The organism is Ancylobacter sp. SL191 (assembly GCF_026625645.1).
Taxonomy (GTDB): domain Bacteria; phylum Pseudomonadota; class Alphaproteobacteria; order Rhizobiales; family Xanthobacteraceae; genus Ancylobacter.
This window is the reverse complement of sequence record NZ_CP113056.1, coordinates 2,161,107-2,176,513: the sequence shown is the minus strand read 5'-3', so window position 1 is coordinate 2,176,513 and position 15,407 is coordinate 2,161,107. Positions and strand designations below refer to the sequence as shown.

13 protein-coding genes are annotated in these 15,407 nt (G+C 65.2%); 3 read left to right on the top strand and 10 right to left on the bottom strand.

Annotated features, from left to right (window positions below):
- Positions 1 to 176: 176 nt before the first annotated feature.
- The 3 genes from OU996_RS09825 to OU996_RS09815 all read left to right on the top strand — a co-directional run bounded on the left by OU996_RS09825 (position 177) and on the right by OU996_RS09815 (position 4,368).
- Positions 177 to 1,613 (top strand): basic amino acid/polyamine antiporter, encoded by a 1,437-nt coding sequence (locus tag OU996_RS09825; RefSeq protein ID WP_267585410.1) that lies wholly within the window; start codon positions 177 to 179, stop codon positions 1,611 to 1,613.
- A gap of 25 nt (positions 1,614 to 1,638) precedes the next feature.
- Positions 1,639 to 2,877 carry an arginine deiminase gene (locus OU996_RS09820; RefSeq protein ID WP_267585668.1) on the top strand — a complete coding sequence of 413 codons (1,239 nt, stop codon included), beginning with the start codon at positions 1,639 to 1,641 and terminating at the stop codon, positions 2,875 to 2,877.
- Positions 2,878 to 2,943: 66 nt separating this feature from the next.
- Positions 2,944 to 4,368, top strand: a complete 1,425-nt coding sequence (locus OU996_RS09815; RefSeq protein WP_267585409.1) for a basic amino acid/polyamine antiporter — start codon at positions 2,944 to 2,946, stop codon at positions 4,366 to 4,368.
- A gap of 321 nt (positions 4,369 to 4,689) precedes the next feature.
- Here OU996_RS09815 and OU996_RS09810 read toward each other — a convergent pair whose 3' ends face one another.
- The 10 genes from OU996_RS09810 to OU996_RS09765 form a co-directional block, all read right to left on the bottom strand.
- Complete coding sequence (locus OU996_RS09810) at positions 4,690 to 5,451, bottom strand: SDR family NAD(P)-dependent oxidoreductase (RefSeq protein ID WP_267585408.1); 762 nt, start codon at positions 5,449 to 5,451, stop codon at positions 4,690 to 4,692.
- Entirely contained in the window at positions 5,448 to 6,758 is a 1,311-nt protein-coding gene (gene hisD / locus OU996_RS09805; protein ID WP_267585407.1) for a histidinol dehydrogenase, read from the bottom strand. Before hisD ends, OU996_RS09810 begins: the two co-directional genes overlap by 4 nt.
- Positions 6,759 to 6,812: 54 nt before the next feature.
- On the bottom strand, positions 6,813 to 7,769 hold the full coding sequence (locus OU996_RS09800; protein ID WP_267585406.1) for a 3-hydroxyacyl-CoA dehydrogenase: 957 nt from the start codon (positions 7,767 to 7,769) through the stop codon (positions 6,813 to 6,815).
- Positions 7,766 to 8,656 (bottom strand): N-acyl homoserine lactonase family protein, encoded by an 891-nt coding sequence (locus tag OU996_RS09795; protein WP_267585405.1) that lies wholly within the window; start codon positions 8,654 to 8,656, stop codon positions 7,766 to 7,768. Before OU996_RS09795 ends, OU996_RS09800 begins: the two co-directional genes overlap by 4 nt.
- Positions 8,657 to 8,704: 48 nt before the next feature.
- Positions 8,705 to 9,259 (bottom strand): hypothetical protein, encoded by a 555-nt coding sequence (locus OU996_RS09790; RefSeq protein ID WP_267585404.1) that lies wholly within the window; start codon positions 9,257 to 9,259, stop codon positions 8,705 to 8,707.
- A complete protein-coding gene (locus OU996_RS09785; RefSeq protein ID WP_267585403.1) occupies positions 9,256 to 10,260 on the bottom strand; it encodes a LacI family DNA-binding transcriptional regulator in 1,005 nt (334 codons plus the stop codon). The genes OU996_RS09790 and OU996_RS09785 overlap by 4 nt, the downstream gene beginning before the upstream one ends.
- 198 nt (positions 10,261 to 10,458) lie before the next feature.
- The gene (locus OU996_RS09780) at positions 10,459 to 11,682 is read right to left on the bottom strand and encodes a sugar ABC transporter substrate-binding protein (protein ID WP_267585402.1); all 1,224 of its coding nucleotides are present in this window, start codon (positions 11,680 to 11,682) and stop codon (positions 10,459 to 10,461) included.
- A 56-nt stretch (positions 11,683 to 11,738) separates the two neighbouring features.
- Positions 11,739 to 12,755 (bottom strand): ABC transporter permease, encoded by a 1,017-nt coding sequence (locus OU996_RS09775; protein WP_267585401.1) that lies wholly within the window; start codon positions 12,753 to 12,755, stop codon positions 11,739 to 11,741.
- A 5-nt stretch (positions 12,756 to 12,760) separates the two neighbouring features.
- Entirely contained in the window at positions 12,761 to 13,777 is a 1,017-nt protein-coding gene (locus tag OU996_RS09770; protein ID WP_267585400.1) for an ABC transporter permease, read from the bottom strand.
- Positions 13,774 to 15,384: a sugar ABC transporter ATP-binding protein gene (locus tag OU996_RS09765; protein ID WP_267585399.1), complete on the bottom strand. Its 1,611-nt coding sequence runs from the start codon at positions 15,382 to 15,384 to the stop codon at positions 13,774 to 13,776. Before OU996_RS09765 ends, OU996_RS09770 begins: the two co-directional genes overlap by 4 nt.
- Positions 15,385 to 15,407 lie beyond the last annotated feature (23 nt).

Below are 15,407 nucleotides of genomic sequence, written 5' to 3'. Positions count from 1 at the left end.
GCAAACCTGGCCTTTCCTTCGCACTTGCAGCATTTAGAGGAGCTAGCTCTTGGCGGCAAAAGACGTAAGATTGGGATTGCGCGACAATAATTGGGACGTCCGGCCCATTTATTGGAAAGCCTGCTGGTCTATAGGGTTGATCGCACCACGCATCCTCGTTTTCCAAGAGGCGCAATATGGCTGACACTTCCGCTGGCAAGCTCTCGCTTCCCACACTGACCGCGGTGGTGGTGGGCTCCATGGTCGGTGCCGGCATCTTCAACCTGCCCGGCCGCTTCGCGACCGCCACCGGCCCGTTCGGCGCGATCATCGCCTGGACGATTGCCGGAACCGGCATGTACATGCTGGCGCGGGTGTTCCAGTCATTGGCGGAAAAGCGACCCGACATCGACGCTGGCGTCTTCGCTTACGCCAAGGCGGGCTTCGGCGACTATATGGGCTTCCTGTCGGCCTTCGGTTACTGGCTCGGAAGCTGCCTCGGCAACGTGTTCTACTGGGTGCTGATCGGCTCGACGCTTGGGCGTTTCTTCCCCGACATATTTGGCGACGGCAGCACGGCCACCGCGATCATCGTCTCGCTGATCGGCATCTGGTCTTTCCATTTCATGATCTTGCGCGGCATCGAGCAAGCGACGGTCATCAACACCATCGTCACCATCGCCAAGATCGTGCCGCTGATCGTGGCAATTCTCGCCTTCGTGTTCTTCTTCAATTACGCGCAGTTCTCGGAGAACTTCTTCGGCGGTGTGAACATGCCGGAAAAGACGCTGCTGGCACAGGTGCGCGACACCATGCTGATCACCGTCTTCGTGTTCCTCGGCATCGAAGGGGCGAGCGTCTACTCGCGCTACGCCAAGAAGCGGTCGGATGTCGGCACCGCCACCATCCTTGGCTTCGTGGCCGTGACCGGCCTGATGGTGGCCGTGACCATGCTGCCCTATGCCAATGCACCGCGCGCGGCGATTGCCGGCGTGGGCAACCCGTCCCTGGCGGGCGCGCTCGAGCTTGTGGTCGGGCATTGGGGCGCGGTGTTCATCTCCGTCGGCGTGCTGGTCTCCGTCCTCGGGGCCTATCTTGCCTGGTCGCTGATCTGCGCCGAAGTGCTCTTTGCGGCCGCCAAGTCGCAGGACATGCCGAAGCTGTTCGGGGCGCAGAACGGCAACCGCGTGCCGGCCAACGCCCTGTGGCTGACCAATGGCGTGGTCTCCTTCTTCGTCATCTCGACATACTGGTCGCGCGACGCCTTCAACTTCATGCTGGATATGACCAGCGTGACCTCGCTGCTGCCCTATCTGCTGGTTGCCGGCTATGGCGTGCTGCTGGCGCGCAGCGGCGTCGGCTATGAGGCAGCCCCACAGGAGCGCCGCCGCGATCAGATCGTCGCCTGGATCGCCGTGATCTACACGCTGTTCATGTTCGTCGCCGCCGGGCTGAAATACGTGCTGCTCGTGGCCGTCCTGTTCGTGCCCGGCACTATCCTTCTCTACTTCTGGGCACGCCGCGAGCAGAAGGCACGCGTGTTCACCCGCGCCGAGCTGCTTGTCTTCGCCATCACGGTTTTGGCCGCGGCCGTCGGTGCCGTCGGCCTTCTCACCGGCACCATCACACACTGATCGACCAGTCATAGGAGTCCCCATGATGGAAACCCCCTTCGGTGTTCACTCCGAAGTCGGCCAACTGCGCAAGGTCATGGTCTGCGCGCCCGGCCGCGCGCATCAGCGCCTGACCCCCAGCAATTGCGACCAGTTGCTGTTCGACGATGTGCTGTGGGTCGATGTGGCCAAGCGCGATCATTTCGACTTCATCACCAAGATGCGCGACCGCGGCATCGACGTGGTCGAGATGCACAACCTGCTGACCGAGACGGTCGCCATTCCCGAGGCGAAAGCCTGGATCCTCGACCATCAGGTGGTGCCGAACACGATCGGCGTCGGCTTCGTCGATGAGGTGCGCTCCTATCTCGATGGGCTGCCGAACCGCCAGCTGGCGGAAACGCTGATCGGTGGCCTCTCGACCTATGAATTCCCCGAAACCATTGGCGGTGAGACGCTGGCGCTGATCCGCGACGCAGCTGGGGTAAACGAATATCTGCTGCCGCCGCTGCCGAACACGCTCTACACCCGTGACACCACCTGCTGGATCTACGGCGGCGTGACGCTCAACCCGCTCTACTGGCCGGCGCGGCATGAGGAGACAATCCTCACCACCTCGATCTACAAGTTCCACCCGGACTTCGCCGGCAAGGTGAAGGTGTGGTGGGGCGACCCGACGCAGGATTGGGGCCTCGCCACGTTGGAAGGCGGCGATGTGATGCCGATCGGCAAGGGAAACGTGCTGATCGGCATGAGCGAGCGCACCTCGCGTCAGGCAATCAGCCAGGCGGCAGCGGCGCTGTTCGCGCAGGGCGCCGCCGAGCGCGTCATCATCGCCGCCATGCCGAAGCTGCGGGCGGCCATGCATCTCGACACGGTCTTCACCTTCGCCGACCGCGACTGCGTGCTGCTCTACCCGGACATCGTCGACAAGATCGACTGCTTCTCCTACCGCCCGGACGGCAAGGGCGGTGTCGAACTGCGCAAGGACAAGGGCGGCCTCGTCGAGACCGTGCGCGAGGCTCTGGGCCTGAAAGAAATGCGGGTCGTCCATACCGGCGGCAATGACTATATGCGCGAGCGCACCCAGTGGGATTCGGGCGCCAACCTCGTCTGCGCCTCGCCGGGCGTCGTATTCGCCTATGACCGCAACACCTACGCCAACACACTGCTGCGCAAGGCCGGCATCGAGGTCATCACCATTGACGGCTCCGAGCTCGGGCGCGGGCGTGGCGGCGGGCATTGCATGACCTGCCCGATCATCCGCGACGCGGTGGACTACTGAACGAGACCCCTCCCTCTCCCGATGGGGAGAGGGAGGCAGCGCCACCATCGTCATAAAGGCGCTCGGATGACCCAGCCCACGGACCAGAAATTCGCACTGCCGACGCTGACCGCCATGGTGGTTGGCTCCATGGTCGGGGCCGGAATCTTCTCGCTGCCGCAGACGTTCGGGCGGGTTACCGGCGGTCTGGGCGCCCTCATCGCCTGGGGCATCGCCGGCGGCGGCATGCTGATGCTGGCCTTCGTTTTCCAGACCCTGTCGCGTCGCAAGCCTGATCTCGACGCCGGCGTGTTCGCCTATGCCAAGGATGGCTTCGGCAATTATCTCGGCTTCGCCTCGGCACTGGGCTACTGGACCGTCTGCTGCCTCGGCAATGTGTCCTATTGGGTGCTGATCAAGTCGACGCTCGGCGCGCTGTTTCCGGTCTTTGGCGATGGCAACACCGTCATCGCCGTGGCGGTGTCGTCGCTGGGCGTGTGGACCGTGCATTTCCTCATCCTGCGCGGCGTACGCGAGGCGGCGGCGCTCAACACCATCGTTACCGTCGCCAAGATCATTCCGATCCTGCTGTTTCTCGTCTTCGTCGGCTTCGGCTTCAAGGCCGAGGTCTTTGCCGCGAATTTCTGGGGTGGCGCGGATGCCGGCGGCCTGTTCGACCAGGTCCGGGGCACGATGCTGGTCACGGTGTTCGTCTTTGTCGGCATTGAGGGCGCGAGCGTCTATTCGCGCTATGCGCGGCGCCGCTCGGATGTCGGACTGGCGACGCTGATGGGCTTTCTGGGCGTGCTGTGCCTGCTGGTCCTGGTGACCATGCTGTCTTATGGCGTGTTGCTGCGCCCGGAACTGGCGGGCCTGCGCAACCCGTCGATGGCCGGCGTGCTGCAGGCGGTCGTCGGTCCCTGGGGCGCCGTGTTCATCTCCATCGGGCTCATCGTCTCGGTGCTCGGCGCCTATCTATCCTGGTCGCTATTGGCGGCCGAAGTCCTCTTCTCGGCCGCGCGAATGGAGACCATGCCGGCCTTTCTGGCGGCGGAGAACCGCAATGGCGTGCCATTCGCGGCCCTGTGGCTGACCAATCTTCTGGTCCAGTTCTTCCTCATCATGACGCTGTTTGCCGAGCAGGCCTTCCTGTTGGCGCTCAAGCTCACCTCGTCGATGATCCTGCTGCCCTATCTGCTGGTCGCGGCCTATGCGCTCAAGCTCGCCTGGAGCGGCGAGACCTATGCCGCGCAGCCCAAGGGGCGCTGGACCGATCTGGTTCGCGCCGCTCTCGCCACGCTCTATACGGTCGGGCTGATCTATGCGGGCGGATTGAAGTTCCTGCTCCTGTCCCTGGTGATCTATGCGCCGGGCACCGCCCTCTTCATCCTTGCACAGCGCGAGCGTGGCCAGCCGATCTTCACGCCCCCCGAACGGCTATTATTCGCAGCCGCGGTCGCGGGCGCCGGGACGGCGATCTTTGCCCTGGCGACCGGGCGTATCAGCGTTTGAACTGAAACCCGCGGCAAGATCGTCCCGCGTCCGAAGCGGGCATTTCGAGGATGAAGCCCGACATTCGTTCCGGTGGCTATTCCGTGGCTATTCAGACCACGCAGAGCCGCCGAGCGAGTTCTAAATTTATATTATTTTTCATTTAGTTAAGTGGCGCACCAACGTGGATGAAACTGAGAACTACGTCTTCGCTCCGGCACTCCAGAACAGGCACGAGGCTACGCTCCGGCAGAAGTCCTGCTGCGCCGAAGCGTGATGTTTCGAGGCTGCCCTGTTCGCAAGCTGAAACTCGCGATCAACGCCTGCAAAGCGCTGCTTCGGTCACAGAGCTGTCCAGCCCCCATCCAACATCAGCGCGCTGCCCGTCATCAGCGTCGCGCCATCAGAGGCGAGGAAAACCGCCGCCGCCGCCACTTCGTCCACGCGCCCAATGCGACCGAGCGGAATCTTCGACAGCACGTCCGAACGGAAAACCGGATCGCGAAAGTAGGGTTCGGTCATCGGTGACTCGATGAAGGTGGGACAGATGGTGTTGACGCGGATACGGTGCGGCGCCAGTTCGACCGCGAGCGCCTTGGTGAAGCCCTCTAACCCCCATTTCGAGGCGCAGTAGATCGTGCGGTTGGCCGCCCCGACATGCCCCATCTGCGACGACATGTTGATCACCGATCCGCCTCGCCTCGCCTCGATCATTCCGGCGGTAACGGCCTTGGCGGCGAACACGGCGCTACGAAGGTTCAGCCCCAGGACGGCGTCGTAATCCTCGACCGTGACATCGGCGAGCGGCTTGGGCCGGTTCATGCCGGCATTATTGACGAAGACATCAAAGGCGGGGCGCGCCGCGATGAGTGCGGCAAAACCCGCCACATCGGTGACGTCGGCCGACATTGTTTCAGCTTTGAAGCCTTGCGCCCGCAAATCGTCGGTGGCCGCGCCGATCTCGCCCGCCGAACGGGCGCAGAGGGTAACCTCGGCGCCGGAGGCGGCACAGGCCTGCGCAATGGCAAGACCGATGCCCCGCCCCGCGCCCGTCACCAGCACCCGGCGTCCGTCGAGCCGGAACGATGGTAGGGCGGCATTCATTCCGCGGCCTCGCCATAAGGCACGTTCTTGTGCCCGTAGCGGCGCACGCGCACATTGCACTGCTCGGCATGACCGACAAAGCCCTCAAGCAGGCAGAGCCGGGAGCCATAGGCCCCGATCATAGCCGCCGCCTCGTCGGTGGTGATCTTCTGGTAGCTGTGCGTCTTGAGGAACTTGCCGACCCAGAGACCGCCCGTGTAACGCCCCGCCTTGTGGGTCGGCAGCGTGTGGTTGGTGCCGATCACCTTGTCGCCATTGGCGACATTGGTGCGGGCGCCGAGGAACAGCGCGCCATAGGAGTGCATGTTGGCGAGATACCAGTCGTCGCGGTCGGTCATGACCTGGACATGCTCGGAGGCGATGTCGTTGGCGACCTCGAGCATCTCCTCATGGGTGTCGCACAGGATGACCTCGCCATAATCGGCCCACGACTTGGTCGCGGTATCGGCCGTCGGCAATAGCGCGAGAAGGCGGTCGATCTCAGCGAGGGTGTCCTCGGCGAGCCGGCGGCTGTTGGTGACCAGAACGGCCGGCGAATTGTAGCCATGCTCCGCCTGCCCGAGCAGATCGGTCGCGCAGATCTCACCATCCACCGTATTGTCGGCGATCACCATGGTCTCGGTGGGACCGGCGAACAGGTCAATGCCGACGCGGCCATAGAGCTGGCGCTTTGCCTCGGCAACATAGGCGTTGCCGGGGCCGACCAACATGTCGACCGGGGCGATAGTTTCGGTGCCGATTGCCAGCGCGCCGATAGCCTGAATGCCACCCATTACGTAGATCTCGTGGGCCCCCCCCAAATGCATGGCGGCAATCACAGCCGGGTTGGGTTCGCCCTTGAAAGGCGGGGTGGCGGCGGCGATGCGCGGCACGCCGGCCACGGCGGCGGTCAGCACCGACATGTGAGCCGAGGCGACCATCGGGAATTTGCCGCCCGGCACGTAGCAGCCGACCGACTGCACCGGGATGTTCCTGTGGCCAAGAATAACGCCGGGCAGCGTCTCGATCTCGATATCCGTCATCGAGTTGCGCTGGGCCTGCGCGAAATTGCGCACCTGCTCCTGGGCGAAACGGATGTCCTCCATATCCCGCGTCGAGACCCGCGCCATCAGCGCCTCAATATCGCTGAGCGTCAGACGGAAGGTAGGCGGTGAATAGCGATCGAACTTCTCCGACAGTTCACGCACCGCCACATCGCCGCGCGCCTCAATGTCGGCCAAGATGGTCTCGACCGTCTCACGAACCTTGCGGTCGTCCTGCGAGCGCTCATCGGCGGGCTTGCCGCGCTTCAAATAGGTTACGGCCATGGTACTGGTCCTTACGTTTAAATGTGTCGCGAAGGCGGGAAGAGGCGGCGGGTGCTAGGGAGCGAGCCCACTAGCCTTCTTGAAGGCAGCGAGGCCGGTGAGCGCTTTGTCACGCCAGGCGCGGCGGGCCGCGAGCTCGGCTTCCGGAAGCGCCGCGCGGCGCTCTTCGCCGGCGCGGCGGATGGTGTCTTCCGGCCAAGGTTGGGGCGGGCGGCTCTGCGCCATGGCATGGTACATGCCGCCAAGCCGGGCGGCATAGTCGACAATGCCACCTGGCGCGTTGAGGTCGATGGTCTCGAATGGCCCCATGAACGCCCAGCGCAGCCCGAGACCATGCGCAATGGTGGCGTCGATGTCGGCGAGGCCGGCATAACCCTCGTCATAGAGAGCCCAGGCCTCGTTCAGCAGCGCACCCTGAAGGCGATTCAGGATGAAGCCGTCGATCTCGCGGGCGAGCGTCACCGGCACCTGCCCGACCGTCTGCATCAGTTCGCGCACGTCGGCGAGCGCCGCGGCATCCGTCCAGGGCGCCGGAACCAGCTCGACCACCGGGGCAAGATGCGGCGGGTTGACCGGATGAGCGATCAGGAAGCGCCCGCGACGGGCGCACCCCTCGGTAAAGCGCGAGGCAGGGATGCCCGAGGACGAAGAACCGACAATGGCATTCGGCGCCATGACGGCATCGATGGCGCGGCATATGTCGGTCTTCACCTCCACGCGCTCGAAGACCGATTCCTGCACATAGGTGGCGCCGTCGAGCGCCGCCTCGAGCGTGTCGACCACATGCAGACGGCCGATCACAGCCGCGACATCCTCCATGAGCCCGGCATCGGCCAGTGCGGTCGCGCTCTCCCGCGCCCAGGGCAGGATACGGGCGCGGACTTCGGGCGCGGGATCGTAGACCTGCACCCGCAACCCGGCGCGGGCAAACACCAGCGCCCAGCCAGAACCGACCAAACCCGCACCTATGATGGCGATGATACGAGCCGTGGCAGGTGCCGGGCGCGTCATGCCGACACCTTCGAGGTTTCGCCGTCGGCAAGGCAGATCTCGGTGATCCGCAGACCTTCCCGGGTGATGCGCGAGGGAAAAGTATCGCGCAGGCGCTCCTCATGCACCGGGATGACGCGGTGCGAATCGTAGTTGACCTGCTTCATCATCGCCTCGGTGGCGAGCACGAGATTTGCCTGGCTGCCAACGGCAAGACCCACTGGCGTATAAACTTCCTTCTCATCGACGGCCGCCCCAGGGCCGTGAATGTTTTCGAAGACATAGACGAGATCGCCCGCGAGTACCCAGGTGTCCTGCGACTGCTCCTGTCCGTCATTGCGTACCGTGACCCACATGGAGCCCCAGGTGTGGCTGTCATCAGCCGCGTGCAGATCGATGCCGGGCAGCACGTCGCTCAAGGCGCCGTTGACCGTGACGAGACGCTTCTGCCGGGCGAGATCGGCACCGCGAACAATGTCGCCGGGATCGACCGCCACCATCATCCAGCGCAGGCGATCGGGCAGCGACATCGCCCAGACCCATTTCGCGATCTCGCGCTCCTGAATGTAGAACTTAGCGTTCGGGAAGTCCTCGACATTGCCGAAATGGTCGAAATGCGCATGTGTGATGAAACAGGTATCCACATCCTCCGGCTTCACGCCGACTTCGGCCAGAACCGTTGTGGGGTTGCGCCAGTTCTCCACGCCGAAGCGATCACCCAGAAGCTTGCCATAGTCCTTGTCGTTATAGCCGACATCGACCATGGCCACATGATCGCGGCCCTTGATGACGACGTAGCAATAGGGAAGCTTCACGAAACCCTGGTTGTGCGCCCCATAGAGCACGCCGCTCTTGTGGTAGTTCTTCACATAGGAATATTCGCACACCCAGATCGAATAGTCGGACATGGCTCGTTTCCTTCCTTTGGTTCTTTTGTCTTTCTTCCGGCGGGCGGTTCAGTGCCCGCAGGAGCAACAGGCATGGGACAGGTCCACCATGGCGAGCCCGGCCTTTTCGGCGGTAGCCGCGCTGAGATGCGCGTAGGCCCGGCGCACATGGCGCGAGATGGTGTCGAAGGCGGCCTCGTTGTCGCCGCGCGGACGCAGCTCAGAGAACCTTCCCAGCGCAAGGCCAGAAAAAGCATGCGCGGCCTCGATCTGCGCCCGGTGCGGGGCGAGCGCGTCCGGGGCAGCCAACGTCTTGATCCGTTCGCCCGCCTCAGCCCAGCGCCGTCGGCAGCTCGCGAGCTCGTCGAGGCCGGCCACCTCGGACGATTGGGTGAGCTGGGCTAGAATCATGAGCCCCGCGAGTTGGCCGACGACCCGGCGCAGATCTTCGAAGACCGGGCGACACGCATCGGCATAACGGGCCGCCTGATCCGAGCCGAGCAAGGGGGCCAGATCGTCCGGCCCGGCGACCGGCATCGGCAGCGGACCGTCGGCAAAGAAAGCGCAGTCGGGGCGGTGCACCGTCGTCAAGCGATCGAAAAGAACGCGTCGCTGCATCGTCATCTGGCCCCTCCATCCCGCTTGCGCGTCGTGTTTCGCTCAATCAGTTCGCCGGGCGGCAGGCGCAGAATGTGCGGATCCTGCCTGCGGTCGACGGCGAGTTCACGGGCGAGGCTGACGGTCGCTGCCATCATCCCGTCCAGCGGCTGCGCCACCGTCGTCAGCAGGTGCGAAGGCCAGCCCGCCATGGTGATATCGTCGAAGCCGACGACCGAGATGTCGTCCGGCACACGAAACCGGCGACTCTCCTGCACCCCGGCGATGAAGCCGATGGCGACGATGTCGTTGGCGCAAAACACGCCGTCGAGTGGGCGCCCTGCCTTCGCCGCATCGAGCCCGGCGGCATAGCCGGCCTCGTAGCTGAAGCGACCGGCCTCGATCACGACGGGCGGCGCGAAGCCCCGCTCCACCGCCCGGCTGCTGAATCCTTTGCCGCGCTCCACATTGGTGGAGGCGCCGGGAAAGGCCGATACATAGGCGAGATGCCGGTGGCCACTATCGATGAGGTGATCGGCGACCAACCGGCCACCCGCCTCGTTGTCGCAGGTCACGCCGAAGCCAAGACCGTCCGCGGAGAGGCGATTGAAGAAGATGCACGGCGCCCCGGCGCCCTCGCATTTCTCGCGGGCATGCGAGGCCATGTTGGCGGCAAGCACGATCACGAGGTCAGGCTGATAGGTCAGCAGGAGGTCAACCGCATCGTCGATCTTCTCCGGCTGGTTGGCGGCGGCGAGCATCACATTCATGCCGGCCTCCTGCAGCATCGCCGTCATCTCGGTCATGACTTCGGGATAGAACGGGTTCGTCAGGTCGGCGACCACCATGCCGACGATCTGGGTCTTCTTGGTGATCAGACTCTGGGCGAAGGGATTGGGGCGGTAGCCGAGCGCGGTGGCGCGCTCCAGCACCAGCCGGCGCGTCTCCGAGGCGACAACCGCGTCCGGGTAGAAGGCGCGCGAAACCGTCGAGACCGACATGCCGAGATCGCGTGCGAGGTCCTTCACGGTCACCCGTCGTCCCTTATCTCGTTGTGCGTCGCTCAAGGCATGTCTCCCGTCTCGCCATTGCTGGCGCTCCTGTCATTCCGCTATGGCAGGAAAGCAGTTTCGTCCGTAACCAGCATGCCGCGCCACCCTGTTCGGGCGTCCTGGGCTGCCCGGCACCTGTCGGCGCCGGGCAGAGATCCTTCCGTTGCGGCCGCCTCAGTTCACTGTCGGCGCAACCTTGGTGAGCTTGTACTGATCCTTGGCCGCCTCGCAGCGCCCGCAGTTGATGCCCGGCTCATTGGCGGCCTTCACGATCTCGGCCGGCAGCGGCTGGATGGTCGCGCCCTTCACCGGGGTGCCGTTCAGGGCCGAGTCGATGTTCAGCTCAGGCAGCAGTACCGGATTCAGGACTTCGGTGACAAAGGAGGACGGCACGCGATCCTTCGGGAAGACGTTGCAGCCGTTCTCGAATTTTTCACCCGCGCACAGCTTGACCTTATCGGCGGGAACCCAAGGCAGCGGGTATTCGATATTTGTCGGCTTGAGCTCCCGCTTGCCGGTGAGGATTTCCATCATCAGCTTGAAGGCATAGCCCGACTGCGCCGGCGGCGAGCCGGCCGAGACGCCGGTCAGCCCCTTCGCCTGCATCGCCGGGTCGGCGAGGGCGAGGCGGAAACCATTGGAGTTCTCGCCCGTGACCGGCACGAGATTGCCGCCCTTGTCGAGCAGCGCCTGGATGGCGCCGTATTCGCCGGCCTGCGCCCAGATGCCCTGGACATCGGGGTGCGCAGCAAGAGCCTTGGCGGTCTCTTGCTGCGTCGTGCGGTCATCCCAGAACGAGTAATATTCGGACACCACCTCAATGCCGGGATATTTGGCAAAGATGTGCTTGGCACCATCGGTGTGGCGCTGGTCGACCGAGTTGCCGGGCACGCCGCGCGACAGGAAGATCTTGCCCTTGCCACCGAGCGCATTGACCAGCGCCTGCGCCGAGTTCTCGCCGAAGCCGGAGGACAGATAGCTGACGTTATAGGCGCAGCTCTCGGTCACGGTGGCGTCGTACATGAAGAACAGCACGCCCTGCTCGCAGCCGCGCTTGATGGTGCGGTTGAGCGCGGTGGCGGAAATCGGGAAGCTGACAATGCCATCCGCGCCAGCGTCGATCATGCTCTCATAGGCGGAGATCTGCGCCTGCGGGTCGGCGCCGGAGATGACCTCCTTCAACTCGACAATGTCGTTATAGGGCGGCGTCGCCGCCAGCGCCTTGACGATATTGGCGGCCTCGGACTGCCAGGCATTACCCGAATAGCTGAGGCTGAGATAGATTTTGTACTTCTTTCCGTCCTTGGGAGGCGCGGCCTGTGCCGGCTGGATGGCCGCCATGCAGGTCGCCCCAAGCAACAGCGCGGCGGTCGCGGTCTTGAGCAGCGTCGATATCATCGTCGTTTCCTCCTGGTATCTTGCGTGTTCTTGTCGTTCGTCTCGCTTGCTCGGGCTTAACGCCAGAGAGAGCCGAGTTTCTGGAAAAGCTCCTCGCGCAGGAGCAGCAGCGCTACCAGCACGATGGCGCCTTCAATGATGGTGCGCAGGCCGAATTCGAGGCCGACGGCAGAGATGATGGTGCCGAGCGTGGTCAGCAGGATCGCCCCGCCCACCGTGCCGAGAAACGTGCCGCGCCCGCCCAGGATGGAGGAGCCGCCGATCACCACCGCCGCGATGGACGGCAACAGGTAGCTGTCGCCCATGCGCAGCGTGGCGCCGCTGGAATAGCCCACCAGCATCAGGCCGGCGAAGCCAGCGCTCATCGCGCTGACCACATAGGGCAGGATGCGCATCGCCGTAACCGGAGCGCCGGCAATGCGCGCCGCCTCCACATTGGTGCCGATGGCATAGAGATAGCGCCCATAGATCGAGCGGCTCTGGAACAGCCACCCCAGCAGCACGAAGACGACAAGGAACAAGACGGGCGCCGGAAGCCCGAGGAGATGGCCCTTCATCAGCGCCACCGCCGCGTCAGGAGAGGCGCCGCGCGGCGTGCCCTTGGTGTAGCCCAGCAGCAGCGAGGACACGATGATCGACATCGCCAGCGTCATGATGAAGGGCGGCACCTTCAGCCAGACGATGCCGGCGGCGGAAAGGAAGCCGACGCCTCCGCAGACCAGCAGCACCAGCGGCAGCAGATACCAGGCGCCGGGATCGCTGGCGCCCACCCAATTGGTCGCGAGGATGCCGCTCAACGTGGCTACCGCCGGCAGCGACAGATCGAGCCCGCCGGTGAGGATGACCAGTCCCTGCCCGAAGGACAGCACCACCAGGAACGAGCCCAGCACCAATACTGTCTCCACCTGCGACCAGGAGCCCAGCGAGGGGCTAATGAAGCGCGCGCCGACCAGAAGGACGACGCACAGGATCGCCACAGCGAGGGTGCTCACCGTCTCGGCGCTGATGCGCGCGCTGCGCCGCGTGTCGCCGTTCTGCTGGAAGCGGGCCTGCGAGATCGGATTCTCGTTCATGACCGTCATTTCCGCTCTCCGATCCGGGTCAGCAGACCGCTGAAGACCACGGCCACGATCAGCACCACGCCCTGGAACAGGCCGGTGTAGAAGGACGAGACGCCGCTGGAGAACAGCACCTTCTGCAGCAGGGTGAGCGTCGCCGCTCCCATCACCGAGGCGAACAGCCCGCCGCGTCCGCCGCTCAGCGAGGTGCCGCCCAGCGCCACGGCCGCGAAGGAGAGCAGCAGCAGCGGCGTGCCGGAATTGGGATTGCCGGTCGCCGTCTGCGCGCTCAGCATCAGCCCGGCGACCCCGTACAGCATGCCGGCCGCGACAAAAGTGAGGAAGCGCGTGCGCCGCACATTGACGCCCGAGAGCGCGGCGGCGGGCTCGTCGGCGCCGATGGCGTAGAGCGCGACCCCGTAATCGGTGCGCCGCACCAGCAGCCACAGCCCGATCACCACGGCAACCGCCAGCCCCGAAACCGGCACCACGCCCCACAGCCGACCGGTCAATTCGTCGGCGATCCAGTCGGAGACCGCCCCGCCCGGCGCATTGAGGATCACCAGCGCGATGCCCTGGCAGATGATCATGGTCGCCAGCGTGGCGGCGATGGACTGGAGCCGGAGATAGGCCACCAGCCACCCATTCACCGCCCCCACGGCCCCGCCGATGGCGAGGCAGACCAGCAGCGAAAGCAACGCCCCGCCCGGCCCTTCCAGGGGATAGACCGCCAGCACGACGTTGGTGAGCGAGATCACACCGGCGATCGAGAGGTCGAAGCCCCGGCTCAACACCACCAGCGTCTGCCCGGCCGCCGCGAGCGCCAGCGGGGCCGTGTTGTTCATCAGCGCGGCGATGGCGTAGGTGTCGAGAGCGCGCGGCTGCTGGTAGGCGTAAAGCGCATAGAGCAGCACATAGAGGCCGAGGATCAGGCCGGCGCCATGCGTCAGCCGCCAGAGCCGGTGACGCGGGGCCGGGCCGGAGCGGGCGACGGGAGGCGCGGAACGGGAGGCGCGCGCAGTTGCAATGTCGCTCATCGGGCATTCTCCGCGACGGCGTGAGCGGGGGTGGCGAAGGAGACGGGCGCGCGGCCGGCCGGCGCGCACGGGTCATGCCCGATCATCGCCGCCACCAGCGTCTGTTCGGCGATGGCGTCGCCTTCCAGATCGCGGAACACCTGCCCGCCATAAAGAACGAGGCAGCGATCGGCCAATTGGACGATCTCGGGCAGTTCCGAGGAATAGAACAGCACCGAGCCGCCGCGCTCGGCGAAGGCGCGGATGGCGGCATAGATGGATTCCTTGGTACCGACATCGACGCCGCGCGTGGGGTCGAACAGCAGCAGCGTGCGTGCGCCGGTGGCCAGCGTGCGCGCCATCAGCGCCTTTTGCTGATTGCCGCCGGAGAGGTCGCCGATCGCGAAACCGAGATAGCGCACGTTCAGCGCCACCTGATGCGCCGAAGGCTGTGCCGCCTTTTCCTCGTCGTGCCGGCCGATCAAACCCGCCCGGCCCACGCGTCGCAGGAGGGGCAGAACCACATTGGTGGCGGCCGACAGGCCGGCGAGGATGCCTTCCGTCTTGCGTTCTTCCGGGAGATAGCTGATGCCTGAGCCGCAATGCAACGCGGCGCGCGGGCTGCGATAGGCGGCCACCTTTCCGTCGACGCGGATCACGCCGCCGGCCGGCGTCTCGAGCCCGGCCAGAAGGCGGAACAGACCGCGCTGGCCCTGGCCTTCCAGCGCGGCGACGCCGAGGATCTCGCCCTCCCCGAGGTGCAGGCTCACCCCGCGCAGCCCATGACCGACCAGTTTCTCGACAGCAAGACGCGGCGCGCTTGCCGGGTCGGCCACCCGCGCGGGCCGGCGCGCATGCTCGACCCGGTGACCGACCATCATCTCGAAAATGTCGCCATCGCTGGCACTGGCGAGGCTCACCGTGTCGATGGAGCGACCGTTGCGCAGCACGGTCGCCGACGAGCAGATTTCCCGCACTTCGGCGAGCCTATGCGAAATGTAGAGAATGGCGACGCCCCGCGCCCGCGCCTTGCCAATTTGTTCGAACAGCCAGTCCGTCTCGGCCAGCGAGGCGGTTGGCTCGTCGAGGATCAACACACGGCCGGCATTCTCGATGGCGCGGGCGATCTCGATGCGCTGGCGCTCGGCGAGCGGCAGGTCGCCGACGCGCGCCGCCGGATCGATCCGCACGAGCCCGTGGCGTTCCAGGATTTCCGCGCCACGGGCGATGACGTGGCGATGCGAGATCAGCGGCGAACCGCGCCCGGCGAGCGCCGGAAGCAGGAAATTCTGCGCCACGCTCAGATTGGGAACGAGGCTCAACTCCTGAAAGGCCGTGGCGACCTCGCGCTTGCGCGCCTCGATGATGGAACGCGGCGCGTAGGTCTCGCCATGCAGCCGCATCTCGCCACGATCGGGGATCACCGCACCAGTGAAGATGCGCACGAGAGTGGACTTGCCCGCCCCGTTCTCGCCGAGCAGCGCATGAACCTCGCCGGCCTTCAGCGCAATATCGGCATGTTCGAGCGCGACGGTCGCGCCATACGACTTGCTGACGCTGGAGGCTCGCATCTCGCGAGACACGGTCTGCCGCTCCCCGGCACCGGGGCGGCCTGTGGCGTCCATCATCTTTTTTCCTCCCGTGCCCGGAG

Bases quoted from the DNA above. Each gene is read 5' to 3' on its own strand.
- OU996_RS09795 (WP_267585405.1), bottom strand. From the start codon at position 8,656: ATGTCCGACTATTCGATCTGGGTGTGCGAATATTCCTATGTGAAGAAC.
- OU996_RS09790 (WP_267585404.1), bottom strand. From the start codon at position 9,259: ATGACGATGCAGCGACGCGTTCTTTTCGATCGCTTGACGACGGTGCAC.
- OU996_RS09800 (WP_267585406.1), bottom strand. From the start codon at position 7,769: ATGACGCGCCCGGCACCTGCCACGGCTCGTATCATCGCCATCATAGGT.
- OU996_RS09765 (WP_267585399.1), bottom strand. From the start codon at position 15,384: ATGATGGACGCCACAGGCCGCCCCGGTGCCGGGGAGCGGCAGACCGTG.
- OU996_RS09770 (WP_267585400.1), bottom strand. From the start codon at position 13,777: ATGAGCGACATTGCAACTGCGCGCGCCTCCCGTTCCGCGCCTCCCGTC.
- OU996_RS09825 (WP_267585410.1), top strand. From the start codon at position 177: ATGGCTGACACTTCCGCTGGCAAGCTCTCGCTTCCCACACTGACCGCG.
- OU996_RS09815 (WP_267585409.1), top strand. From the start codon at position 2,944: ATGACCCAGCCCACGGACCAGAAATTCGCACTGCCGACGCTGACCGCC.
- hisD (WP_267585407.1), bottom strand. From the start codon at position 6,758: ATGGCCGTAACCTATTTGAAGCGCGGCAAGCCCGCCGATGAGCGCTCG.
- OU996_RS09780 (WP_267585402.1), bottom strand. From the start codon at position 11,682: ATGATATCGACGCTGCTCAAGACCGCGACCGCCGCGCTGTTGCTTGGG.
- OU996_RS09820 (WP_267585668.1), top strand. From the start codon at position 1,639: ATGGAAACCCCCTTCGGTGTTCACTCCGAAGTCGGCCAACTGCGCAAG.
- OU996_RS09775 (WP_267585401.1), bottom strand. From the start codon at position 12,755: ATGAACGAGAATCCGATCTCGCAGGCCCGCTTCCAGCAGAACGGCGAC.
- OU996_RS09810 (WP_267585408.1), bottom strand. From the start codon at position 5,451: ATGAATGCCGCCCTACCATCGTTCCGGCTCGACGGACGCCGGGTGCTG.